The sequence below is a fragment of the Gynuella sunshinyii YC6258 genome, from assembly GCF_000940805.1.
In the GTDB taxonomy this organism is placed as follows: domain Bacteria; phylum Pseudomonadota; class Gammaproteobacteria; order Pseudomonadales; family Natronospirillaceae; genus Gynuella; species Gynuella sunshinyii.
In genome coordinates, this window is sequence record NZ_CP007142.1 from 3,817,414 (window position 1) to 3,841,038 (window position 23,625).

Genomic DNA, 23,625 nt, shown 5'->3' on the forward strand with positions numbered 1-23,625 from the left:
TTGATAGCTTAATAACTATACATGGATAGGTTTGATGATATTTTTTATTCGAGAAAAATTTATACATGAAGACAATATCTCAAAAAAAACACTCTACTGTCAAAAATGCGGCAAATTATCCAACATCACTCTAGTACTAAATCGTAGATTTGAGTACTGTAAACATGATTTAAAAATTTATAATTTCGTGTAAACAATATAAAACTCATCACAATGGATGATGGACAATTTTCCTCATAACACATTAAAAATTATGCACGGAATATTACGTTCAAAATTTAGTGCAAATGACATGATAATGTATCGGTTTTGCCCTTTTATCGATCATTCATCATTAATTAGTCGATGCCCCATATCGGACCATCGTCATTCCCACCCCTTATTTCATAGTCAAAAAGGAGGACCCGGAAGAAACTACTGAACTCAATATTAGGATTTCATTTAAATGAAGAAAATCAGACGGGAGATATAAGGCCTGGTCGGCTGACTGACCAAGAGTAAGAAATTAAAGGTGAGCCAGGGCGGGAAAACAAGATAATTAAAACCAGGTTTGCAAAGAAAAAATTCCAGGCTGAACAAATAAATCTGACCAAATAGGCAAGCATTGTTCTCAGGCGGCAAACGCATTATCAAGATTCCTGACACCCAAAAGCTACACATGCGACTATTCAGTTTATTAACCCGGCATGTATACAAGTCGGGTTAATAGTGTGATGCAGGGATGCACCGAGATGTCGGACCACACCATTGGCCATAGCCAAAGCGAGCCCCGATAAATCAAGCGGTCCGACAATTCGGGGTTTCGCGCAACACCGCCAGATTTCTCGGGGCGACAATTAAATAGATCGCCGTACCTGGCCTTGTTAAATTTTATAGCGCCATATGTAACAGTGGATATGGCTTACCCTGCCCATCGACTGGTGAACGACCTATCACTTTAAAGCCAATATGCTGATAAAAACCTAACGCCTGATCGTTTTGCTCGTTTACATCGACCTTTGAAGCGCCCTGCTCTTTGATAGCATAAGCTGACAGCATTACACCAATGCCTTTTCCGCGAGCATCAGGGGAAACGAACAACATCTCAATATTACCGTCATGGACGCCGCAAAAACCCAGAATTTCGCCTTGCGCATTTTTAGCGCACCTTAGGTCTACGGCGTCAAAATAGTGTTCCAGGATTAACGGTTTTAACTCTTGTAGATCCTCTTCAGCGAGAAATTCATGAGTTGCTCTGACTGAACTTTCCCAGATTTCTATTAACTTAAGGTGATCTGCTTTGACTCCGATATCGATATTCATCACGAAACCCGATTGAAAATTTAACAGGACGATCTATTTAATTGTCAGGTTAATAGCTTTGATAAGCAGCAGAAAACAACAACAGCACGAGTACCCGGACATACATGAAAACAAATCAAACTGAGATCAAAGCAACCAAGCTATGCGTCCGCTTGAGAATCGGCTCATGGGTGCCGCATGTTCATGCCAAACTAGCCCATAAAACTACTTTACACGATAGAGCGCACAGAGCTTATTGCCATCAGGATCGCGAACATAAGCAAGATACATTGCAGCTAACTGACTTTCGCGCAAACCTGGCGGATCTTCGATTGATACTCCCCCATGGGCAACCGCTATGTCATGAAATTCTTTGACCTGCTCGGGAGAACTGCACTTGAAACCTATCGTGCCTCCATTGGCCGGAGTCGCTTTTTCGTCATTTATTGGTTCAGAGACACAAAAGACATTCCCGTCGTGACGATAGAAGAGTCGGATATGGCCTGAGTCTGCCGTATTCCTGATTGGCTCACCTACGCCAAGAATTCCAAGAACAGCGTCATAAAAATACTTCGACCTTTCAATATCGTTTGAACCAACCATAATGTGATTAAACATACTTAATATCCTTCATTGAATTAAATCCTCTCTCAGATAGTTGTGGAGTATAAGGCCATACCCTGGATGCCAGGTTGGCTCGCCAATAATTGCATGTAACTTCATTTAAACCTGTACCGAATATAGAGTGGCTGCAAGTTTACCCTGCTTATTTTTTGTTCTGGCGAAAAATCTCTAATAACGGATTTTGGCCAGGCATTTATTAGCACGCCTTGTTAAGGATATTCAGTTTTCCCCTGAATTCAATCAGTTCTCTTTTGCTTTTAATATGGACTACTTTCTCAGGTAAGCAGTCGGACAATAATTTCAGTATGTATGGCCGTGTATTTTTGTGGACATGCCAAATTATCCGAAAAATATATGGAAGCTTACGCATCAAGCTATTTCCACTGGACCAACCATTAGGCGCGGTCCAAAGCGATTTAAAACTGCGTTTTGCAGCCCAAAATAAATGTTGAAATATAGGAAGATCAATAAATATTATTTGATCGGCACTTCTCATTCGCGACCAAAGTGTTGAGTTATACCCCAAACCTTCAATCACCCAGGATGGCATAGCAACTATCTGTTCATGTTTTCGTTGAAATTCTGACTCACTAATAGCTTTCCAGTTTTCTTCCCAGATTATTTGATCAAGATGGAAAACAGGGATACCTGTAGCTCTACCAATTAAAAGCGCTAATGTGGATTTACCGGCACCACCATTCCCAAGTATTGCGATTCGATTCATAAATCCATTAACACCTCTGTTTGCGAAAAATTATCCAACCACCTCACTCAACGCCAAACTCCAAAAGAACTAAAAGTAGCTGGGTTGTACCGTTTGTAAAGCACCAGAAAAACCTAAAAACATCATCCCATCGGATTCATGGCCATTAACTAACTCAAAACCTAAACGCTGGTAAATTTCCGGGGCAATATCACTAAATAAGTAGATCCCTTGCGCACCAGATGCTTTGAAGTCTTTGATACACTCTACGACCAGAGCCGTAGCATAACCCTTCCGCCTATGAGATGGTGCGGTACATACTGAGCCAATACCAATATAGCCAGGCTTTAAACCCCATTCATCGCGATAAATAATGAGAGAAGCAGCCAGCTCGCCATCAATTTCTAAACAATACCATTGCCCAAGTTCATACTTCTTACTATTTTTGCATGATTCCAGGTAGGAAGCCTTTTCTCCACCTTCACCCCACGCATCTAAACCCATTAAATAGATTACATCCATTTCTTGGGGATTGGGTTTACGGTACCTCATACTTTTTCCTGTCCTTACATTTAGCTATTAACTCGGCAATTAAGAATATCTGATATAGTGCCGCATGGAAACGAAAGTCGATGCACGTAAATTATCCAGCGGCGTTCTTGAAGAAAGACGTCCTCTGGCACACCGGCTTCTAAGCGCGGAATGACTCGCGCTGAGATTGGCGAATCGGTGGTTAAAGCCCGATGCAAAACATCTGAAGGTTAACCGGAGAGGTCGGAAAACGGGTGAAGCACGCAGCTTGACGACTGACCAGGAAAAACAGATCCAAGCTTACATCATCGACAAAACGCCTGACCAATTGAAGATGAGCTACGCCTTATGGACACGTCAAGCGGTTCAGCAACTGATCATTCAGGAAACCGGTGTCTAACTTGCCATTGGTACGGTTGGTGAGTAGCTCAAACGCTGGGGCTTGCCCCCCAAGCCTCAAAAACGGGAGTATGAACAGCGGGATCCTGAAGTAAAGAAATGGCTTGAACAAGAATATTCAGAGATTAAGTGCCAAACCACTCGCAAAAATTCATTCAATACTGATATTTTTGATAAACTCAGCAATATCACTTTGGACTGAAATAACTTTGTTGCCGAGATCAAGCGTAGTATTGGCATGATCCAAATTGACTCTTACTAATGTGGCATCAGCCAAGGTTATCGTTAACTTTTCCATAGGTAGCCTGATAACCGTTGGGGTATTGAATCCACTTCCCAGATCAATCAGCAAAACACGCTTACGTTCCTGTGCAGCCAACCAATCAAACAGTGCTTGTCGTTCCAACTCATGGACATCATCAATGAATGAGGCATCAATTCTAACGTGAATAAACATGTCCGAGCCACAAACCGGACATTTTGGTATGCCTAATGCACTTGTAAGTATTTGTTCCCGGGCGTCGTAATATGGATGCATCTGATCTAAAAAAGGTTTGATTTCCCATACTTGCTTCGTGCATGGTTGAGTACACTGAATAAGCCCGTAATCGCCTTGGGGAGCATAAATGCGACTTTTATCAAAACCATTTTTGTAGAAGTGCCCATCTACATTCGATGTCATTACGAAATAGTCTTTATCTTTCACTAGCTGGTAAAGTGATTGATAAAGAGGATTGGACTGTTGTGAGAAGTAAACATAATCAAGATGGGTTTTGTAGTACCCCCACTGTTCTTCCTGGCTCCAATGACTATACCCCATCAGTTGGTACTGGGCTGTAAAACCCCTTTTTATCCAACCTGGAAATATGCGGGCAAATGCCTGTTCATCCCAATAGTCAATACCGGCTGCTGACGTCAACCCTGCACCGGCTCCTATCAACACAGCATCACATTCATTGAGTAAGGCTTTCACCTTGACGGCTAACTGTTGATTTAATGATTGCATGTGTATTCCTCTAAGGCGGCCTGATAAATCAGATAATCATGCTCACTAAATACATTAAACAATACCACTTCAAATTGACTCGGATTCTGATGTAAATATTGTGTCACAGCTTCGATTGCCAGCGGAGCGGCCTTTTCAATAGGAAAGCCAAAAACCCCTGTCGATATAGAACAAAATGCCAGACTTCGGATATCTGCTTTCTGCTGCGCCAAGGACATAATATTCCGATAACAGTCGGTTAGCTGCGATTTATGGGTATCTGTTACGGAACCGGTTACTATTGGCCCGACAGTATGAAGCACGTATCGAGAGGGTAAATTGTACGCTCGTGTGATTTTGGCTTGGCCGGTTGGTTCTGGATTGCCCTGAATCTGAATTATCGTGTTACAGTCAGCTCGTAGCTGTACACCCGCTCTACTATGAATAGCATTATCGATACAATGATGAAATGGCTTAAAGCAACCAAGCAATTGACTATTGGCTGCGTTAACAATCGCATCGCAGCCAAGCAAGGTTATATCTCCTTGCCTTAATATCAGTTTTGTATCACCGATTGACAGAAACGGAGCATGAATAAGTTCACTGACAAAGGTAATGTCTCGTTCATGCTTTTCGAGTTCAAGCAATTGATTCAGTTGTTCTACTACGCTATCCGTGAGTGAATTGGGCTCGATCATGGTAATCACCGCATCGATGCATTCTCGCTTGGTCAGGTTTTTCCATTGATAAATATCGGTTATGCCGCGAGTGTCAAATCGAGATAATAATTCTAAATACAAACTCTCAATTAAATGCTGCTTATCACTGGATTTCAACGAAGGAGCACAATAAGGCTGATCAAGTCCAATCGATTTGGCATAGGCACTAAGCGCTAAACTATTCATTGACTGGTTCCTTATAAAGCCACCATAACGCTATGGTGGCTTTGGTTGATTTAATTAAGCTATTAGAAATCAAACTTTCCGTTAGTATTTTTCCATTCACTTTGGGCTGGAATGGTTTCAATCGCATCCCAGTGTTCGACCAACTTGTCATTTTCCACACGGAACAAATCGTAGAACGCAACATGGTTATTTAAAAATGTGCCTTCACTGATCGATAAGACAAAGTTACCTTCGCCCAAAATCTTATGATTCGCTGAATATGTCATTGGCATACCAGCTTTAGCCAGATCACTCAGTGCCGATCCTAGGCCGCGTAAACCATCAGCTACCATAGGGTTATGCTGAATGTATGCACTGTCTTCACTGTCAATGAAATTCCCAATTTTAGCCATGTCTCCATTGATCAATATAGTTTGAACAAAATCGGCGACGATGGCTTTATTGTGTTCCGTTTTATCCAGATCTTTGATGGTGGTTTCGCCATCAAGTTGAGTTCTTCCACTTGGATTTTTTGGTGCCAATTCCTGCAAGTTATCCCAATGTTCTACAATTTTGCCATCTTCAAAGCGGAATACGTCAAAACCAACTTTCGGGCCAAAGAAATTGTATTCGGTATGGGTCATCACAAACTCACCATCTTGAATAGCGCGCTTCACTTGGGCCTTTGCACTACCTTTAGGTAACGATTGCATAACCTCACCAAATCCAGCCAATCCATCACCAACAGCGAGATTGTGTTGAATATATTTATTCGGATTAATGTAGCTAATCGCCGTTTGATCGCCAGTTTCAATGCTGGAAATGACCTTTACGGCCTTCTCTTTATTGGTTAAGTCCGGAACTTGTTCTTTATTCATTACGCAAGCAGATAGGCTCAATACGCTGATCGCGCTTAGGGAACAGGTAACTAATTTTGAAAGTGAAAAATTCATGCTATGTCATCCTCTTGTTGGTGTGGATACATAGTAAGGAGTTGTACCAGGCTTGCGCAGAGTCAATATGAGCAGAAAAATGGTAAATATCGAACCTTGATATCAATAAACAAATTCAGTATGTATATTTTTGTTGAAACTGACTGGGAGTTAGATTGGTCATCTTCTTGAAATATTTGACAAAGTTACTTGCATCATCAAATCCAAACTCATAAGCGATTTGTTGCGAAGATACTTTCCTGATCACGAGCTGACGTTTAATTTCCAAAATAACGAATGCATCCACCATTTGTTTTGCGGTCAATCCCGTAGAGGATTTACACACTTGGTTTAATGTTTTATAGGTAATATTTATCTGGTTTGCATACCAGGTCGCATCACGGTTCTGGAGATAATGATGTTGTAACAGCGAGAAAAATTGATCCAGCTTCTTACTTTGCTCCTGTGAAAGTTTACTGTTTTGAGTATCTCGATTTTGTTTACGTAATTGCAGGGCCAGTGCGGAAAACAAATACATCACAATCAAGGGCTCCTGATGCTGATCCGTCTGCTCAACCATTATTTCTTTAATCAATGTGACAACGCGTCTATAAGATTCTTCATCAAGTGTGAATAATGGGGAGTGATGCGAATTGAGATGTGTAGGCGTGTAATTAGGTAGATGCATATTTGAATGCACCTGATCTAAGAACGCTTGGGTAAAAATAAGGACTTTTCCTTGAGGGTGATTGGAGAAATCAAAACAGTGTACTTGTTCTCGTTGAATAAAAATCAATGAACCAGGGGCAAATGGATGCTTAACAAAATCTACCATATGATACCCTGTCCCCTGTTCTATCAGAATTAACATAAAGAAATTAATTCGGTGAGGATGTTGGGGATTTTGTTCTAGGTTGCTGCTTCGTTGCGCCAATGCGGCTAATTCAAAAATTTCGATTTCGGATTTTTGGGATTGTCTATGACTAAATAGAACGTTTGGAATACTCATCAAGGTTACCATTTTAACGTAATCACTAATTGATTTAACAAGTTTATTGGCTTTGCGTTCGTCATATTGATTTTGTGCATGCAAAATGTCGCTAAGATTCGCTTCAATCCAGTTAACCAGTTAACCAGTTCTTCTACTCGATGAGCGACTTCAATGCCTTGCTCTGTAAGGTAATACTCCATATAAGGTGGAATAACGGGATGGGCGATACGTAAAACAAATCCATCGACTTCTAAAACCTGTAAGGTCTGTGATAGCATTTTTTCACTGATACCCGCTCAGCTCACTGAAACGATGAGTGAGAACAACACTACCTCCCCCAACAGCTAATGACAATTTGTAATATTCCTCGAGACGGGCATTCCATTACCTCGGTTAAACTTTTCACTTAACGATGCACTTAATTCTCTACTGATACCTCCACTCATATCAGGCATCTGCGTCAAAGAATACATCTGAAGCGCACTTACAAAAAAGTACATGCTTACATATAGTAAGTATGTATGGCAAGCTATGACATCTCTGAAAAATACCCAAAATCTGCGAGAATCCAGCCAGGAACGATCCAAATTAGAAGTAATCATGTCGTCGAGCCGTTTTTCAGATGCAGAGAGTCAAGCCAAGCATAAACAAACATGGCTTCATCCGCTTCAGTGAATGGTCGATGGAAGTTCACTCTGACGAAAAGTCCGTGGTATCTCCACTACCCTAGCCACCACGGAACAAATGGGTTTGAATCAAGGCTAAAGATTACATTTTGCCCGACGGTCAAGACCGGTTTTCTGAAACAGTCGACTGCCTGACCAGCGTCTGAAGGTCGTTATCACTGTACAGTCCCAACGCCTGCTCGCGACTCGTATCCAGCGCAGGATAGGAACCGAACCATTTTTCCAGCAGTGGATCCGGCGCATAAGATACCAGCGATTCACCAGGAACCTGGGCTACCTGGGAAATCGCATCCACCAGTTGTGCCATGCTGAACCATAGTGTCGGCAGCGTGAGCTGGCAACGGCCTGCCAGTGATTCCTGCTTGAGTCCCGCCGCCTGGATCAGGTTATCAACCACATTTTTCCGTGAAGACGCCCAGGTGCGGGATTGTGCTGATATTGGACAGACAAATGATTGCCCGGCGCTGACTTCCCAGATAATGTCACTGAGAAATGCAGACACTTGCCCGGTGCGCTGTTTTGGTCTCGCCAGGACGCCGGGTAACCGCAATGACCGTCCCTGTACCCAGCCCCGGCGGCTGAAATCATTCACCAACAGTTCACCAATGGCTTTATGAGTTCCGTAGCTCATCGTTGGGTTTGGCGGCGTCTGTTCTCCGACTTGGTCCGGCATATCCCCGAAAACTGCGATACTGCTGGCAAAGACAAATATGGGAGCCTGTCCGCCCGCCATTACTTGCGCCTGACCATACTCCAGTAACCTGGTCGTGGCTTCCAGATTCACATCGCGAGCCAACCTGTAGTTCCGCTCCGCCACTCCTCCGGGAATGCTGGCCAGATGAAAGATGACATCGACCGGGAGCTGACACAAATGCGCCTGCAACCAGTGTTGATCACATAGATCACCCTCACAATACTGCACCCAGCCGGTATCACTCATCGGGATCGAAAATGTCTGATCGAACAGGCGCAGCGAACGAATCGTTGTACCGTTTAATGCTTTCAGACGAAGTAATCGGGAGACCAGCGCCTGGCCAACAAAGCCATTGGCACCGGTAATGACAATGTTCATACAGACACTTCACTATTCACTGCATACCACACGCTGATCAATGACTCCAAATGGTCCCGGATCCCCGTTCACAGTTCTCGCCTCCATGCGTACCCGGTCACCAAACCGCATGAAAGATGTCTGGATTTCCCCCAGTTCAATTTTCTCCAATACCCGACGCTCAGCGATGCAGGCAGAACCGGCTTCCCGCGAGCGGTTGGATACCGTACCGGAACCAATGATAGTGCCAGCCGACAGCCGCCGTGTGCGGGCACAGTGGGCGATCAGCTCGGGGAAGGAATAGTTCATTTCCTGTCCATTCGGGCGCCCGAATACATCACCATTCCAGTCGACACATAAATCCAGCTTAACCCGACCCTGTGTCCATGCATCACCCAGTTCGTCCGGTGTCACCGCCAATGGAGCGAAGCTGGAAGAGGGCTTGGCCAACAGGAAACCGAATCCAGTCTGCATTTCGCGCGGCCCAAAATGACGCAGACTCCAGTCATTGATCTGCACTATCAGGCGAATGTGGTCTGCGGCGGCCTGTGCAGAAACCCCCATGGGAACGTCATCCACGATCACGCCAAATTCACCTTCAAAGTCAATGCCATCGGCTTCTGATGGCAGTGGCACGTCCTCACAAGGCCCTAAAAAATTGTCGCTGGCCCCCTGGTAAACAACGGGAATGGTATCGAAATCAGGGATTGCTGGAGTATTGAATGCCTGCTCCATCAACCGGGCATGGTTCAGAAATGCAGAGGCATCCAGCCATTGTGCGCTGCGTGGCATGGGAGCACGGCAAATCGCGGCATCAAATGCCATGGTGTCGCTCAGAGCACCGGTATTCAACTGCTGGTAGAGTCGTTGCAGATCCCCTTCCACCTGTGTCCAGTTCTGCAGCGCAGCCCAGAGATTGGGAGCGATGTGTGAGACATCAATCGCCTGTTGCCGGTTGTCTGAAACCAGCAGCAGGCCTCCATCCAAAGTATTGTTATTGACAGTGGCAAATTTCATATCAACTCCCGGTTACGCCAGTGTTTCGTCAAATTGACCATCCACCAGGATAAACAACATACGGCAGGTACGATCACTGCGATTTGCCCAGGCGTGGTTGGTACCGCGCTGAATCACCACATCCCCCTGGGTCAGATCCACTTCGTCTTCGTCCAGTATCAATGTGATTTCGCCATCCATGACAATGCCGTAGTCGATGGATTCCGTACGATGCATCAAGGGATGCGGTGAATTGGTATCTGCGGTGGATGCGTTGGTTTCGCCGACTTTGGCAAACATGTCCTTCATATTCTTCAGGCCGTTATCCAGGTACTCCTGCGTATCCGGCGGGATATCGACAAAACGGATACGGGTCCCCTGTTCAGGTGGTGACAGCACTACCGGCCCAAGAGTTGGGTCCTCACCATTATCGATCCGTGCGGGGGTCTGCAACGTACTCCACACTTCATGAAAACGTGTACCGGGAACGGCTTCAAGGTCCATGGTTTTGGGCACTGCGCCATCTTCAGAAATAACCGAACGGCCCTGCTTGTTATGGCCGGTTACGATGCGTCGTATTGTTTTTGTAATCATAGTTCCTCCAGTTTTTATTTTTATGATGGATTCAATTGGGGGTCAGATCGGTTTCGCCAGCTCAGCCATCGTGTCACCCATGATTTGTGAATGTTTGCGCTTGTCTCCTCCTTCAATTTCGATCCGCGCCAGCCGTTCAGAATTTTCCACCACCATACGGCACCGTTCCCATCGGCGTTCATGAAAATGTGCCATCGCTTCATCAAGATTTTCTGTGCGCAGCAACTCCTCACTCAGAACTATGCCGCTTTCGATACCGATACCGGCACCGGAGGCCATGTGCGGTGTGGTGGCCGCAACCGTGTCACCGATCAGCAGGATGCGGCCACGATTCCATGGCACCGGCACCAACAGGTTGAACAGCGGGCGGTAGTCGATATTGGCACCGTCATCAAAGGCATATGGAATCAAGTCGGCAATGACAGGCTCCGGAAACTGTGACATCAGATCGGCAAACACCTGCGGCCAGCTGGCGGTATCGATATGTTCTTTGGTTGGGCGATCTTCGGTAATAAACATATACATCTGGTCGTCAGAAACCGGATTGACACCCAGTTTAAGGTGATCACCCATCCACATGTGCACCCGGTCAATACTGGTCGGACGAGGAAACAGTCCGCGCCAGACGCCCTGCCCGATATACTCAGGCTCAGGAATTTCCGGGAAAAAAATCTTGCGCAGGTTGGAATGTAAACCCTCGGCCCCGATCAACAGGTCATAGTCGTCTTCAGTCTGATCGGTAAAGCGCACATGCACGCAGTCATCGTGCGGTTCAACCAGTTCATAACTGCAACCCAGACGTATTGAAACACCTTCTTTGCGGGTTGCTTCAGCCATGATTCGCGCCAATATCGGACGCAGAATACCGCCGCTGCCTGCCACATTTGCGCCCTCTGGTGAAGGCGTTGGCAGGCGGGTCAGATACTGACCGTCTGCCAGATGCATATCAACGCCATCCGTCAGACAGCCGGCCTTACCGATTTCATCGTAGAGTCCGAGTGACTGCAGCGCCCGTAGCGTTGCTCCATTAATGGTGATACCGGCACCCAGTGGCTGCCAGTATGGATCATTTTCAACCAGGTCGACTTGAATGCCACCACGCGCCAGCGTGATAGCTGCGGCCATACCTGAAAATCCACCTCCAATGACCAATACTTTGTTTACGGCTGACATCTATATTCTCCTATTATTTTTGTTTTACGAGTAAGGTTGTTTATTGCCGGATAAACAATTGCCCATCTGCCTCCTCAATTAAATCCACACGTTCCAATTGTTTGCCGCGACAGGGGCCGTAAATACAAAGGCCGCTGTGCGGTTCAAAGCGGGCGCCATGGACATGGCAGACAATGACTGTACCGTCAGAACTCATATAACCATCACGCCGCCATGCCATGGGAGCACCTGGCTGGTGTGGACAGGAATTACGCCAGGCATACAATTGCCCGCGCGTGCGGACGATAAACAGCGTATCGCCCTCCCCATCCAGCGATACGCCCTTCGCACGGCCTTCCTCAATATCTGTCCGGTGTATCTGCAGCGGAATTTTGAGGTTTTGTTCAGGCATAATCCCCCTTCGGCGAAGTCCCTGCACCCGGGGACCAGCGCTCACGGTATTTCAACAGGAAAGCCTGGGAGGTATCTTCGCTCATTGAGCATTCACGTGGTTGCCATGCACCATCAAGCAGGTCCATGTCAGCATCCATTTCGATGTTGCAGAAAAACGGGCTGTTGAAATACCAAAACCAGTTCGACCCGAAAATATGACGTCCCGGTCCCCAGAATGCCTGGTAGCCCTTTTCAACAAACCGGGTACCGTTCTGGATAATTTCGTTCGGACCAGCAAAGTGAAAGGTGAAATGCTCAACGCCCTGCATATGGGCCGGGGCGCCGATCATGAAGTGGGTATGATGGTCAGGTGAGCCAGCTGGCTGCAGAAACGGGCCTGCGCCGGTGAATCGATCGGTACAACGAAAATCCAGTCGATCCACATAAAAACGCTCGGCTTTTTCCACGTCCGGTACAAAATACACAATATGGGACAGCGTACGCGGCTGAATCGGTCCCCTCTCCGGGTCAACACCGCGGTGGTTAAGGGCACGCTGAATGGGTGATCCGGGGGCATTGCTCACTTCACCGATTTCAGACACTGGCTGACGCACGGTTAACTGAAAACCAATGACAAAGCCAGAGTCGTCCACCGATTCAATGGAGCCGTCAGATAAAACCCGGACATCACGATCTTTACGCAATTCCCCGGTGATTTCGTCCAGGCTGGCCTGATCAGCAACACCCATGACAGTTTTCCGCATCAAGCAGTGGTCGTTGATGGCTGGTGGCAGGCTGCTGTTGTCACGGTGGGCCAATACGATGGCAGTTCCGTCCATGGCTTTAAAACGACCACCCTGTGCAGTGACATCTATCGGAACGAGACCATAGTCCGTTAAAAACTGAGCGCTGGCAGCAACATCGTCAACAGCAAATAAAATCTCATCCAATCCAATGATTGTTTTCATTGTTTATTCTCCTGTTTCGTTTGTTACACCGGGATACAACACGTATTCGTGTGCCAGTAACACCATGGCATCGTTTTGGGTGATCAGATGATCGTTGGTCATTGGGATCAGTATGTGTTGCTGTATTGCCTCGACCAATGCATAGGCTTGTGCGTCGTCGGCTACCCAGAATGCATCCACCCGATTGACCGGTCCGGTCATCACCCGGTTTCGCATATGCTGGGTGGCACCTGCCATGACGGAGTTGATCTGTTCCTCCAATACCGCATGAAAGTGCTCTGCAGCGACTGATTCCGGCTGGCGCATCAGGATAAATATCTTGGTCCGGCAATCGGCTGCCTGTTCTGATGTGAAGATCTGTTCTTCGATGGCCGTCAGGCCAACCACGCTGGTCTGATCGACCATGTTATCTTCGTCATCCTGTAACTGGGCGAAGTAGTAAGGGCGTTGCCGTGACTCCTTAGCTGTCTGTCCATCCCGGAAATAAATTTCGGTCAGGAAATCCCGGTGTAACGCCAGCGGATTCTGTGCTGGTGCACCGGCTGCAAAGCAACCGTCAAACACGTGGTTCTGCACATAGCGCAACGGGGCGTATTCGGGATCATGGTTGCGATAATCCAGTACCAGCGGTGCATGGACATCCTTCATGTGGCGGCGATGTGCGACCAGTGTTTGAGCCGGACGACGACGACCGGTAATCATCGTTTTAAACATGAGATATTGCCTCTTTATTAGTAGTATGTCCGCCGAGGGTTTCTGCGACCCAATCGGCTATGTAATGGCCTGCGTTGATACTGTTGTCGAAACTGGAATGCTGTACACCACCCTCACGCTCGGTAAAAATTTTCAGTTCGCGCTTGGGACTGTTGATGAGTTGTTCATAAGTGCGTGTGGCCCATTTCAAGGGAATCTGCGAATCTTTTTCGCCGTGAGTAACGAGGAATGGCACATTGATACGATCCAGAATGCCGTCCAGGTGCACCTGCTCAGCAATCTGCATGAATTCGTCATTGTCTTTGGCGCCCCAGACCCAGCGAACATGTTCCCAGTAATGCGGCACTGGAAAACTGCCTTCTTTTTCCATACGGCGTTTTTGAACATCACGCCAGTCATGGTTGGCACCCCAGACGACACCGCAAGCGAAACGCGGTTCAAATGCCACCGCGCGCGGACAGTAATAGCCGCCGAGAGAAACGCCTTCCATACCAATGCGATTGGCATCCACATCAGCACGTGTTTCCAGCCAGTCGACAATCCGGCTGGCCCAGTGTTCGCTATCGTAGCGCGCGTGCAAACCCTGTAGACGCAGCGCTTCGCCGGTACCCGGCTGATCCACGATCAGAGAAGCCACGCCGCGTCTGGCCAGCCAGCCAGGCAAACCAACGAAGTATTTCATTTCCTTGGTTGAATCCAGACCGTTGACCTGAACCAGCAGTGGAGCCTGCCCCTCAAGGCCTTCCGCCCGGACATACAAGGCAGACAGGACCGTGCCCTCGTAGGGAATTTCCACTCGCGTACAGTTTTCCTGGCCCAGGACAAGACTTTTGGCAAAGCTGTCCAGACAGGTTTGATACAACGCCAGCCGGCCTTCAGTACCATGTCCCTGCAAGCGTTCAGCGGTCAGATAATAAATTGATGCCCGGCGATATTTCTCGCTGGCGGAATAGAAACGACCCAGTTGTTCATCTTCTTTGGCCATCTCATGAAGTTTATTGGCCATGCGCACCCAGCTTTCGCGAAAAGCCATGGAAGCGGTTCCGTCCGGTTGGGTGGCAACATCTTTCAGCGGGGCACACATCTCTTCGATTTCGCCGATTTTTGCGCCCATTTCCAGCGCCAGATTAATAGAGAGATCCCACGGATAGTTCGTTGGAAAATAGCGAAACATTCAGCCTCCTGATGATCTTGAATTATGTGGCATTCTTTTTCGGGTAAAGCCTATAACTCCGGTATCCGGTATGGACACGGTTGTTTGTTCGTCTGTTGGGTGTTATAGGAAGTCTCTGAAAAATATCTGTCTCCATACGCGATGCCGCCAGCTACACTCAAAGGCGCTGCCCTTTCAAACCCTTCATTTACTTCGGTAAATATTGGCTTGTCGAACGGCGTCTTCGAGCCGGCATCAAAACTATTCCGATGGTTTCAGAGGACCCTTGGTTTTTGTTCTGACAGTGACTTTACTGGAGGTGGTCAGATCCTCAAATGCCATTAAATTGAATGGAGCTTTCGACTGCATCGAATGGTTTGGAGGAATAACAGCTTCTCAAGCTCATAACCATTGGTTAGCATCGATATCCGATAAAAATTAAAAAGGAAAATGAATGCGGTTTAACAAGCTGGATCTGAACCTGTTGGTGGCACTGGATGTTCTGTTAACAGAACAAAACATTACACGAGCGGCCGAAAAAATTAACCTTAGTCCATCGGCAATGAGTAGTGCATTATCGCGATTACGCGATTATTTTTCTGACGATTTGCTGACGCCTATCGGACGCCGAATGGTGGTTACTCCTCTGGGAGAAAACCTGATTGGGCCAGTACGCAATGTCCTTAACGCCATTGAATCGACTGTCTTATTGCAACCGGAGTTTGACCCGCTGAAAACTGATCGCGTGTTTAGTTTTTTCACATCAGATTATACTCAAATGGTGCTTTCTCCCCGGCTGTTATCATTGGCCGCAGGCCAACAAAGCACTGCTCGTTTTCAGTTTCAACCACAGGTGGAAAACCCCTACGAAGCGCTCGAACGAGGCGAGGCAGATTTCCTTATTATTCCTATGGACTATGTCTCACCGGACCACCCAAGTGAAGTGTTATATGAAGAAGATTTTGTCTGCATACAGTGGCAGGGCAGTCCATTTGCCAACCAGCCTATGACATTGGAGCGTTATGAAAGCGCAGGCCACATCGTCATGCGTCCAGATGGTGTAAGGTATCGGAATTTTTTTGAAAGCACGCTGGAAAAACACTATGACATTCAACGCCGTGTTGTGGTAACCAGTTACAGTTTCTCCGTACTGCCTTCCATGATCATCGGCACTGATTATATTGCGACGATGCACCGCAGGCTTGCTCAACTGCTGGCTAAAGGCTTGTCTCTGGTGATTCACGAATTGCCGTTTCAGATACCACCAATGAAGCAGGCAATGCAATGGCACCAGTATCGAAACAATGATCCCGGTCTGGAATGGGTTAAAGAAATGTTGAGAAGAGCGGCCGACAGTCTGTCGAACCCGGATGCTGGCTGAACCTGCCGGCAGGAAGACACCCAGGTACCCGAATTTGCAACCTGCGCCGGACAACAAGACATCAGCTGCGATGTTGCATATCCGGGTTATCAAACATCACGATACGAAGCAGCATCGAGTTTCGAGCGGACGGTCGCCAAACACACTGCATATAAGGTGTATTAATATAAGGTGTATTAGTTTCGACTTGATCTGACACATCTTTCTGAAAATGAAGAGGGTCACCGGTTTGATAGCGGATAATGGCCTATTTTGCTCTTATATCCATTCACACCTCAAACCGTTGCATCAGTCTTTCAAGCTCTTTCGCCTGGCTTGATAGTTCCTGACTTTCCTCCTGGGTTTGAGAGACTTTAGACTTGGATGTCACACCCAGTTCCCGTATGTTCTCAATGTTGTCGCGGATCTTCAGGGTACTCTCACTATATTCCTTTGTCAGTTCTGCAAAGCCGACATTCATGTTATGTATCTGCTTCATTGCGTCATTTATTTTACAAAGCAGCATGTGGGCTTCGGAGGATTCCCGATTTGTCTCTTGCGAAACATTATCAATCGATGAAATACCGTTAAACATTTCTGATGCCAGGGACAGAATCTGGCTATTCATCTCCTGTACTTTTTCGGTTGCTTCCTGTGTTCTGCTCGCCAGATTTCTGACTTCATCTGCCACTACCGCAAATCCGCGTCCTTGTTCTCCTGCTCTCGCAGCCTCTATTGATGCATTAAGCGCCAACAGATTTGTCTGTTCTGCAATATCCCGAATCACTGAAACAACATTGACGATACTCTGAGATTCTGACTTTAATTTCCCGGCAACCACTGAAATATCCTTTACTTCTTGGATCATTTTTCCAACATATTTCATGGTTTCATCAAGCTTCTTATTCCCTTCTTCCGTATGGACAGTTGCATCATTGGCAAACTCTCTTGTCGAGGTTGCTGAATCAGAGATGCGTTCCACCATAGTAACCATATCCTGAATGGATGAAGCCATCTGATCAATGTATTCATTCTCCCTCATCAAAGCCTCATTACTTTCAAGCGTAATATTAGCAAGGTTGCTGGATGAAGATCGCGTGCCATTTACTGCATCACCAATACTACCGATGACCTTTCTCAGATCTTTGGTAAACGCATTAAAGTACCGTAGAGTTTCTCCGATTTCATCATGACTGTCGCTTTCCAATGACATGGTCAGATTTCCTTTAGAAACTGCTTTAATTCCATTTGTCAGCAATAGAATCTGTTTGAGAATTTTCCGTGTAATCAACAATGTGAATGTCAGAGAGGTGACCAGAGCGACTATAAAGAGCACTACATATAAATTAATAGTTCGGTCGATCTTTGTGACTTCAAGCTCCAGATTATGTTCGGTGGATAACTTTGTATTTTCCAATACTTCTGAGGTTGCCGAAAACAGTGACTCAAAGATTGTACCGGCATTTTCGGCCATCATGGATGCACCGGCAGGTTCAATTTCTGCCCAGGTTATCGCCTCTGAAAGCCCGGTATGATACTGCTCAAAAAGCCCTGAGATCTTTTCTGAGCGGGCATCTTCTATTCCCTCAAGGTTCTCAAAGCGGTTTTTTAACGCAAGAACTCTATCTGGAAGACGCTGCAGATTCGGATAAATGATCTCCTGATCACTACCTAGCATTAAGAAGTTTAAACTTCGATAAACTTCTCCATGGATAGATAGGAGTTCATTTACAATATTTGAAATTTCACTGTATTTTTCAGAGTCACCCAGTAGTTTTGGAAATGTACTGAATTTCTGATTAGAGAGAATGGCATAAGCACTGACTGTTAAAATAACCAAAAAAATAAGAACAATCAGTGGGCTGAAAAGCAGTTTGTGCTTAACTTTCATATTAACTACTCACAGCTATTCATAACTAAAAACATGATACTTCATAGCCTCATCAAATTTAGCTATTGATAAACACCTACAGACACAAAGGCATCCATGGATGGAATTTTTTTACTATAAGCTAATTTTTTCGACAGTTTCTTTGTTTCTGGGTGTGGCCACATGTACTCTGTTTCTGCACCTTCCGGATGTTGTTTAACAGCGGCAATCATATCTTTGGTAAAATATGTACCCGTTGGATCCTTCATATTCAGTACATCCCGCCCATTCAATGCAGCTGTTTTGCTATGAATCAACATCATACCTTCATAATTGATGACAAAAACGTACAGTTCTCCATCCTGAAAACCTCCATTTGGATCCATAAAGTCTTTTTTGGCCTGATCAATACCATTTGCTTCAATATGTGCAATCGCCCGATCAATCAGCTCCAAAGCCCGGTCTTCATTAGAGGCCATGGCTACTTGAGCCCAGGATGCCAAAACAAAAAATATAATTAACATGGTTATTTTATTGGTAATCATATTATTGACCTGTTTTCTCTCAGAATATTTTGGGAATATGAGTGAACTCAATAGAGTCGAATGCTGAAAATAAGAGTTCACCAAACACAATAGATCTATATATAAATAATTTTTATATGTTTTATGGAAAATTTTGCTCGTCTGATAACGTTTTTATGGATCCATATTGACTTGTCCAGTAAGAAGAATACCACTCATGTACATTGGAAAAATAATCTACACCAAGTGTCTCACAATACTATGGTAATTAGTGTAGAACCAAACCTTTGGTTGTCAAGCAGCCACAGGAAACGAATAAAACTGCAATAACACCAGGTTTCATCACTGACTGGAAGAACATCCTTTAGTTCGAAAGACCTTTGATCTGGAGCGGGAGGGGGTGAAATTCTTCGGTAGGTAACCTGAGTTCATGGTTTGGTGAAAATTAAGACCAGAGACTCGGCGCCCCTGCTTCTTTCAACAGCCCGATTCTCCTGCTTAACAGGAAAACCGGACGTAAAGGAGAAAATATCCTAAACCGGAACCACCTCGTCCAGATCAAAATAGCCGTTATAGTCTTTCATATAAACAGCAGCCCGATGACCAAACAACACCATGGCTTCGGTACGGGTTTCCAGATTGTCATAATCCATCACCGTTGATTTTACCTTGGTACCGACAGGGTATTTTTTGTTCCATTCAAGTACTTTTTGTTCGGCCTGATTGTGGTTATCAGACTTACTTGTATTGGTGGGTTTGGTTTCTTGTGGGGGCGCAACCGGATCAGGTTGGGCCTTGCTGGTTTCAACAGACGGCATGTCTTTCACTTCGTCTTTGACCTTGGAAATAATTCTGGTCAGCACCGTACCATGGCCAATTTCTTCAAACTCCATCGGTGTACCATTTTTCTGGCCGATCAGATAACGGATACTGTCTGCCCAGCGGACACAACTGACTAACTGGTTAGCCAGGTTCTCATGGATTTTATCATTCTGATAAGGTTGCGCCGTAACGTTGGAAATCACCGGAATCGTCTGATTGGAGAAGCTGAACTCTTTTAAATAGGAGGCAAACTGTTCCTTCACCGGCATCATATAGCGGGAGTGAAAAGCACCGCTGGTATTCAGAGGATGATAGGAATTGAACAGATCGGCAGCTTTCAGAATATCCTGTTTCGGACCGGAAATAACGATTTGTGCATAAGTATTGAAATTGGCCAGGTCGATACTGTCGAGACCCGCGCCCGCAAGTTTTGCTTTTATGTCTTCTTCTTTGACATTCAGTACCGCTGCCATACCACCATCACTGACCTGGCTCATCAGCTCTCCCCGCTTCTTGACCAGTTTCAGTCCGGTTTCAAAGTCAAAACATTCGGCGGCCAGCAGTGCATTAAATTCGCCCAGGCTATGTCCGGCAACAAAGTCTGGTTTTTGACCGGTTTCTGATATTTTTTTGTAGTAAGACAGCGCATTGACCACATACAGTGCCGGCTGAGTGAACTGGGTCTTGTTCAGTTCTTTGTTAGGGTCTTCCAGACAAAGCTGTTTAATGGAAAAACCCAGTATTGCATCGGCCTTATCGACCAGATCTTTGAATTCATCAAAGAGATTTCCGCCCATGCCTTTAGCTTGGGAACCCTGGCCAGGGAAGACAAATGTTTTCATCAGTAGCTCCTAGAAACTTATTATAAGTAAATGTGCATCCCTTATATGTATTGTCGGAGATGCATCATAGGGTTAAAGCAAATTCTTAGGGAACCTCTGAAAAATGGCCTGTTTTCACGCAGGACATTGTCAGCTCCGTCTGAAGGCGGCACCCTCTCACATCCTCATTTACGCCAGCAAACTGCGGTGTTACGAGCGTCGTTTCCGCGCCTGCATCAAAACTATTCCTATTTTTCAGAGACCCCTGGCTGCCTGACTATCGGTTTCGTGCTTGAGAAAATGACTCAAGGGAACCTTCTAAAAAACGCCTGTGAGGATTCAGAAGATTCGAAAAAACCTGCAGTCTGTCAGCACCATCGAATACAAAAACGGGCATTATAATTATGTCTGCAACCTGCCTCCCGATTGATCATACTAACTGAATAAAACGGATTTTTTCCGCAATTTAAAATTGTTCAACCTATATCAGTGATACCGGCAAAAAAATCGAATTTACACATAACTAACTATCCAGATAAAAACAATCCAACTAATCATTGGATTGATTCTTTATTGTTGTTTAATAACTTCTTTTAAAGTTAACCACAGTAAACAACAGTGCCAGAACAATGCAGACGGCAGCTACCAAAAACGGAAATCCGGGAAAATATATAACAGCTTTCTCGGAGGTAAAGTACTTAAATGTTTGTGTCATGATAAGCGGTGACAACACTCCACTGGCTGCTGCCATACTGTTCATATTTCCGTTCAATGCACCCTGTTGGTCATTAGGTGTTTTCTGGGATAACAGACTGTAAAACGCTGGTGCTGCCAGACAGCCTACACAGAAAGGTACTGAAAACAGAATTAAGGCCCATCCATTCGGGGCAAATGCGAATCCAGTAAAACCAACGATATTCAGAATCATCCCCCATATGATGACCCTTTTCTCACCCAGTCTGGGAACCGCTATTTTTATAATCAGACCTTGTATCAACACCAGCATGCCGGACAAAAACGATAAAAAATATCCTAGCTGTCTTTCAGTCCAAAGATACTTTTCCATCGTATAGTAACCCAGGACACTGAAGTTCGTATCGTAGGCAAATGAAAGAATAAAATAGGCGAACAGTAAAGGCAGCATAAATCCTATTTGTTCGAACTTGAAAAGCTGACCGACAGGGCGGGTAATCTTGAAAGTGAATTGACGGCGATTTTCAGGCTTTAACGTTTCAGGCAGTACGATCAAACCAAACAAAAAGTTGGCTAACGCGAGAACCGCCGAAACCAGGAAAGGCATTCGACTGCCGAAATCCACCAGGAATCCGCCCATCACCGGTCCGGCAAAAACGCCGATAAAACCGGCAGCACTAATCATGCCCAATGTTTCGGCCCGTTTTTCGCGACTGCTGATATCAAATGCCACGGTGTTGGCAACCGCTGAAGTCGCACCTGCAATGCCGGAAATAGTTCTCGCAACGAGCAACCAGGTAATACTGGTTGCGATGGTCATCATGAGATTGTTGAACGCAAAAATCAGCATTGCCAGCAGTATGATAGGTCGTCTGCCAAAATGATCACTCAACCTGCCAAGCAACGGTGCAAAAATAAATTGCATCAATGCGTATACAAAAATCAATATACCGCCATAGGCGGCAGCATCACCGATGTCCCCTCCTCCCAGTTCCACCAGCAGCCGGGGCATGACCGGCAGCATGATTCCGAGACCAACGGACTCGATAAATACCGTGATTAATACGAAAGTGAACTTGCTTTTTTGGCCCGTCAGCATCATACGGACTCAACTATTGGTTGCGAGTTAACCTGCTCTGTCGTCGCGATCAGCCCATTCAAAATGTCTGCCGCTCCCTGCAGAATCCTGATAGCCAGAATATCCGCATGGCGATTGCGCCACTCCTGCAGTTCTGTATCTTTAACCCATTGGTTGAAAGCCCCCAGTGCCGGACCGGTATGAATCTGAAAATCGACACTGCGACTTTGATCACCGCGCATGGCCAACCGGGTGCTGTGAACAAAATACCAGCGAAATACCAGCGCCATTTTATGTTTGGGATTTTTTTCGGCTTTCTCGATTTCAGCAGGTGCTTTACGCAGATAGTAATCTCTGGTTTCGGCATAAACTTCTTCAAAGCTGCGCCCAAAGAATTTCTCTTCAATCTGTTTACGATCTTTAGCGCTGATTTCATCCAGGGAATTGTGAGTACGCCACAAATCGTAGAGTTTGTTTGCACGTACCGGAAAAAATACCCCCCGACGCATTACCTGTACTTTCGCACCAAGTTCAAACATGTCACCAGCAGGTGCATAGTCGGTATCCTGAATATTCAGTTGCTGCAACATGTCCTTGGCCTTGTCGCTGGTCCCCGCTTCAACGGTGCACTGATTAATCGAACCGGTCAGAATGAAATCAGCCCCCATCGCAAATGCAGCCGCTGCCGGCTCAGGAGTACCGATACCTCCCGCTGCACCTACGCGCACTTTTGATGCAAATGGATAGCTGGCCGCCATTTCATTACGCAGGCGAATAATGCTTGGCAATAAGGTTGCCATGACACCCATATCAGTATGGCCACCTGAATCAGCTTCGGTACACAGATCATCCGCCATGGAAATACTACGGCTAAGTTCGGCCTGTTCTGAAGAAATGGCACCGGCGGACAATAACGATTCAACTATCTGATCCGGTGCCGGACTCAAAAATGCCGACGCCACTTCCGGGCGGGAGATTTTGGCCATGATTTTGTGATCAGAAATTACCTGACCATCAACCCCTTTACGTAACCCTTTCAGGCGGAACAGTACCAATGCCGGAGTCACCTGCATAAATGCAGACGCTTCAATTACCTTGATGTTGTAACGCATGAACAACTCTATGACTTTGCGTTCATGTTCCGGCTCTGTGGGCGTGCAGATCAGATTCATTCCATAAGGTTGCCCATCATTCAAATGAGTCTGGATATACTGGATATCCTGTTCCAGTTGTTCGAATGACACGCCGCCACTTCCATAAAAACTCAGATAACCGGCCTGCCCCATTCGCACAACCAGTTCTTTGGAGGCAATTGCCTTATACATGGCACCGGCGGCGTAGGCATATGAGGTACCGTAGCTTTGTTTGAAACTTTTATTACCGAGATTCTCTGCAGTGTATTTCATTGTATTACCTGATT

General features: G+C 45.9%; 23 protein-coding genes. 1 reads left to right on the plus strand and 22 read right to left on the minus strand.

The features are described 5' to 3' along the window. Positions 1 to 870: 870 nt before the first annotated feature. The 17 genes from YC6258_RS16270 to YC6258_RS16355 form a co-directional block, all read right to left on the minus strand. Entirely contained in the window at positions 871 to 1,302 is a 432-nt protein-coding gene (locus YC6258_RS16270; protein WP_044617902.1) for an acetyltransferase, read from the minus strand. A gap of 204 nt (positions 1,303 to 1,506) precedes the next feature. Beyond that, entirely contained in the window at positions 1,507 to 1,899 is a 393-nt protein-coding gene (locus YC6258_RS16275; RefSeq protein WP_044617903.1) for a VOC family protein, read from the minus strand. 202 nt (positions 1,900 to 2,101) lie between these two features. Then, positions 2,102 to 2,629: a P-loop NTPase family protein gene (locus YC6258_RS16280; RefSeq protein ID WP_044617904.1), complete on the minus strand. Its 528-nt coding sequence runs from the start codon at positions 2,627 to 2,629 to the stop codon at positions 2,102 to 2,104. A 69-nt stretch (positions 2,630 to 2,698) separates the two neighbouring features. Then, positions 2,699 to 3,160 carry a GNAT family N-acetyltransferase gene (locus YC6258_RS16285; RefSeq protein ID WP_044617905.1) on the minus strand — a complete coding sequence of 154 codons (462 nt, stop codon included), beginning with the start codon at positions 3,158 to 3,160 and terminating at the stop codon, positions 2,699 to 2,701. A gap of 529 nt (positions 3,161 to 3,689) precedes the next feature. Next, positions 3,690 to 4,544 (minus strand): SIR2 family NAD-dependent protein deacylase, encoded by an 855-nt coding sequence (locus tag YC6258_RS16295; RefSeq protein ID WP_044617906.1) that lies wholly within the window; start codon positions 4,542 to 4,544, stop codon positions 3,690 to 3,692. Continuing rightward, the gene (locus YC6258_RS16300; protein ID WP_052830346.1) at positions 4,532 to 5,428 is read right to left on the minus strand and encodes a protein-ADP-ribose hydrolase; all 897 of its coding nucleotides are present in this window, start codon (positions 5,426 to 5,428) and stop codon (positions 4,532 to 4,534) included. Before YC6258_RS16300 ends, YC6258_RS16295 begins: the two co-directional genes overlap by 13 nt. 62 nt (positions 5,429 to 5,490) lie before the next feature. Then, positions 5,491 to 6,360: a nuclear transport factor 2 family protein gene (locus YC6258_RS16305; RefSeq protein ID WP_044617907.1), complete on the minus strand. Its 870-nt coding sequence runs from the start codon at positions 6,358 to 6,360 to the stop codon at positions 5,491 to 5,493. Positions 6,361 to 6,475: 115 nt separating this feature from the next. Beyond that, positions 6,476 to 7,432 (minus strand): AraC family transcriptional regulator, encoded by a 957-nt coding sequence (locus tag YC6258_RS31000; RefSeq protein WP_245626946.1) that lies wholly within the window; start codon positions 7,430 to 7,432, stop codon positions 6,476 to 6,478. Beyond that, complete coding sequence (locus YC6258_RS31255; protein ID WP_425402643.1) at positions 7,354 to 7,620, minus strand: winged helix-turn-helix transcriptional regulator; 267 nt, start codon at positions 7,618 to 7,620, stop codon at positions 7,354 to 7,356. The genes YC6258_RS31000 and YC6258_RS31255 overlap by 79 nt, the downstream gene beginning before the upstream one ends. A gap of 496 nt (positions 7,621 to 8,116) precedes the next feature. Next, complete coding sequence (locus tag YC6258_RS16320) at positions 8,117 to 9,088, minus strand: NAD-dependent epimerase/dehydratase family protein (protein WP_044617909.1); 972 nt, start codon at positions 9,086 to 9,088, stop codon at positions 8,117 to 8,119. Positions 9,089 to 9,100: 12 nt separating this feature from the next. After that, positions 9,101 to 10,084 (minus strand): fumarylacetoacetate hydrolase family protein, encoded by a 984-nt coding sequence (locus YC6258_RS16325; RefSeq protein ID WP_044617910.1) that lies wholly within the window; start codon positions 10,082 to 10,084, stop codon positions 9,101 to 9,103. Positions 10,085 to 10,096: 12 nt separating this feature from the next. Then, positions 10,097 to 10,657 (minus strand): cupin domain-containing protein, encoded by a 561-nt coding sequence (locus YC6258_RS16330; protein ID WP_044617911.1) that lies wholly within the window; start codon positions 10,655 to 10,657, stop codon positions 10,097 to 10,099. Positions 10,658 to 10,699: 42 nt separating this feature from the next. Continuing rightward, a complete protein-coding gene (locus YC6258_RS16335) occupies positions 10,700 to 11,830 on the minus strand; it encodes an FAD-dependent oxidoreductase (RefSeq protein ID WP_044617912.1) in 1,131 nt (376 codons plus the stop codon). Between the two features lie 40 nt (positions 11,831 to 11,870). Then, positions 11,871 to 12,221: a Rieske (2Fe-2S) protein gene (locus YC6258_RS16340; RefSeq protein WP_044617913.1), complete on the minus strand. Its 351-nt coding sequence runs from the start codon at positions 12,219 to 12,221 to the stop codon at positions 11,871 to 11,873. Continuing rightward, on the minus strand, positions 12,214 to 13,170 hold the full coding sequence (locus tag YC6258_RS16345) for a VOC family protein (RefSeq protein ID WP_044617914.1): 957 nt from the start codon (positions 13,168 to 13,170) through the stop codon (positions 12,214 to 12,216). Before YC6258_RS16345 ends, YC6258_RS16340 begins: the two co-directional genes overlap by 8 nt. A 3-nt stretch (positions 13,171 to 13,173) precedes the next feature. Continuing rightward, on the minus strand, positions 13,174 to 13,884 hold the full coding sequence (locus YC6258_RS16350) for an EthD domain-containing protein (RefSeq protein ID WP_044617915.1): 711 nt from the start codon (positions 13,882 to 13,884) through the stop codon (positions 13,174 to 13,176). Then, on the minus strand, positions 13,877 to 15,058 hold the full coding sequence (locus YC6258_RS16355) for an alpha/beta hydrolase family protein (protein WP_044617916.1): 1,182 nt from the start codon (positions 15,056 to 15,058) through the stop codon (positions 13,877 to 13,879). Before YC6258_RS16355 ends, YC6258_RS16350 begins: the two co-directional genes overlap by 8 nt. 433 nt (positions 15,059 to 15,491) lie before the next feature. On the opposite strand from YC6258_RS16355, the gene YC6258_RS16360 reads away from it, so the two are divergent. Then, positions 15,492 to 16,418 carry a LysR family transcriptional regulator gene (locus YC6258_RS16360; RefSeq protein ID WP_044617917.1) on the plus strand — a complete coding sequence of 309 codons (927 nt, stop codon included), beginning with the start codon at positions 15,492 to 15,494 and terminating at the stop codon, positions 16,416 to 16,418. 268 nt (positions 16,419 to 16,686) lie between these two features. On the opposite strand, the gene YC6258_RS16365 is transcribed toward YC6258_RS16360, so the two are convergent. The 5 genes from YC6258_RS16365 to YC6258_RS16385 form a co-directional block, all read right to left on the minus strand. Further along, positions 16,687 to 18,288 (minus strand): methyl-accepting chemotaxis protein, encoded by a 1,602-nt coding sequence (locus YC6258_RS16365; protein WP_044617918.1) that lies wholly within the window; start codon positions 18,286 to 18,288, stop codon positions 16,687 to 16,689. A gap of 62 nt (positions 18,289 to 18,350) precedes the next feature. Further along, a complete protein-coding gene (locus YC6258_RS16370) occupies positions 18,351 to 18,812 on the minus strand; it encodes a cache domain-containing protein (RefSeq protein ID WP_044617919.1) in 462 nt (153 codons plus the stop codon). A gap of 512 nt (positions 18,813 to 19,324) precedes the next feature. Further along, entirely contained in the window at positions 19,325 to 20,455 is a 1,131-nt protein-coding gene (gene fabD, locus YC6258_RS16375; protein ID WP_144407677.1) for an ACP S-malonyltransferase, read from the minus strand. A 559-nt stretch (positions 20,456 to 21,014) separates the two neighbouring features. Beyond that, the gene (locus YC6258_RS16380) at positions 21,015 to 22,229 is read right to left on the minus strand and encodes an MFS transporter (protein ID WP_052830347.1); all 1,215 of its coding nucleotides are present in this window, start codon (positions 22,227 to 22,229) and stop codon (positions 21,015 to 21,017) included. Then, positions 22,226 to 23,611, minus strand: a complete 1,386-nt coding sequence (locus YC6258_RS16385; RefSeq protein WP_052830348.1) for a PfaD family polyunsaturated fatty acid/polyketide biosynthesis protein — start codon at positions 23,609 to 23,611, stop codon at positions 22,226 to 22,228. The genes YC6258_RS16380 and YC6258_RS16385 overlap by 4 nt, the downstream gene beginning before the upstream one ends. Between the last annotated feature and the right edge of the window lie 14 nt (positions 23,612 to 23,625).

Bases quoted from the DNA above. Each gene is read 5' to 3' on its own strand.
- YC6258_RS16345 (WP_044617914.1), bottom strand. From the start codon at position 13,170: ATGAAAACAATCATTGGATTGGATGAGATTTTATTTGCTGTTGACGAT.
- YC6258_RS16320 (WP_044617909.1), bottom strand. From the start codon at position 9,088: ATGAACATTGTCATTACCGGTGCCAATGGCTTTGTTGGCCAGGCGCTG.
- YC6258_RS16380 (WP_052830347.1), bottom strand. From the start codon at position 22,229: ATGATGCTGACGGGCCAAAAAAGCAAGTTCACTTTCGTATTAATCACG.
- YC6258_RS16305 (WP_044617907.1), bottom strand. From the start codon at position 6,360: ATGAATTTTTCACTTTCAAAATTAGTTACCTGTTCCCTAAGCGCGATC.
- YC6258_RS16335 (WP_044617912.1), bottom strand. From the start codon at position 11,830: ATGTCAGCCGTAAACAAAGTATTGGTCATTGGAGGTGGATTTTCAGGT.
- YC6258_RS16300 (WP_052830346.1), bottom strand. From the start codon at position 5,428: ATGAATAGTTTAGCGCTTAGTGCCTATGCCAAATCGATTGGACTTGAT.
- YC6258_RS16270 (WP_044617902.1), bottom strand. From the start codon at position 1,302: ATGAATATCGATATCGGAGTCAAAGCAGATCACCTTAAGTTAATAGAA.
- YC6258_RS16385 (WP_052830348.1), bottom strand. From the start codon at position 23,611: ATGAAATACACTGCAGAGAATCTCGGTAATAAAAGTTTCAAACAAAGC.
- YC6258_RS16340 (WP_044617913.1), bottom strand. From the start codon at position 12,221: ATGCCTGAACAAAACCTCAAAATTCCGCTGCAGATACACCGGACAGAT.
- YC6258_RS16275 (WP_044617903.1), bottom strand. From the start codon at position 1,899: ATGTTTAATCACATTATGGTTGGTTCAAACGATATTGAAAGGTCGAAG.
- YC6258_RS16365 (WP_044617918.1), bottom strand. From the start codon at position 18,288: ATGAAAGTTAAGCACAAACTGCTTTTCAGCCCACTGATTGTTCTTATT.
- YC6258_RS16360 (WP_044617917.1), top strand. From the start codon at position 15,492: ATGCGGTTTAACAAGCTGGATCTGAACCTGTTGGTGGCACTGGATGTT.
- YC6258_RS16285 (WP_044617905.1), bottom strand. From the start codon at position 3,160: ATGAGGTACCGTAAACCCAATCCCCAAGAAATGGATGTAATCTATTTA.
- YC6258_RS16295 (WP_044617906.1), bottom strand. From the start codon at position 4,544: ATGCAATCATTAAATCAACAGTTAGCCGTCAAGGTGAAAGCCTTACTC.
- YC6258_RS16355 (WP_044617916.1), bottom strand. From the start codon at position 15,058: ATGTTTCGCTATTTTCCAACGAACTATCCGTGGGATCTCTCTATTAAT.
- YC6258_RS16280 (WP_044617904.1), bottom strand. From the start codon at position 2,629: ATGAATCGAATCGCAATACTTGGGAATGGTGGTGCCGGTAAATCCACA.
- YC6258_RS16325 (WP_044617910.1), bottom strand. From the start codon at position 10,084: ATGAAATTTGCCACTGTCAATAACAATACTTTGGATGGAGGCCTGCTG.
- fabD (WP_144407677.1), bottom strand. From the start codon at position 20,455: ATGAAAACATTTGTCTTCCCTGGCCAGGGTTCCCAAGCTAAAGGCATG.
- YC6258_RS16330 (WP_044617911.1), bottom strand. From the start codon at position 10,657: ATGATTACAAAAACAATACGACGCATCGTAACCGGCCATAACAAGCAG.
- YC6258_RS16350 (WP_044617915.1), bottom strand. From the start codon at position 13,884: ATGTTTAAAACGATGATTACCGGTCGTCGTCGTCCGGCTCAAACACTG.
- YC6258_RS16370 (WP_044617919.1), bottom strand. From the start codon at position 18,812: ATGATTACCAATAAAATAACCATGTTAATTATATTTTTTGTTTTGGCA.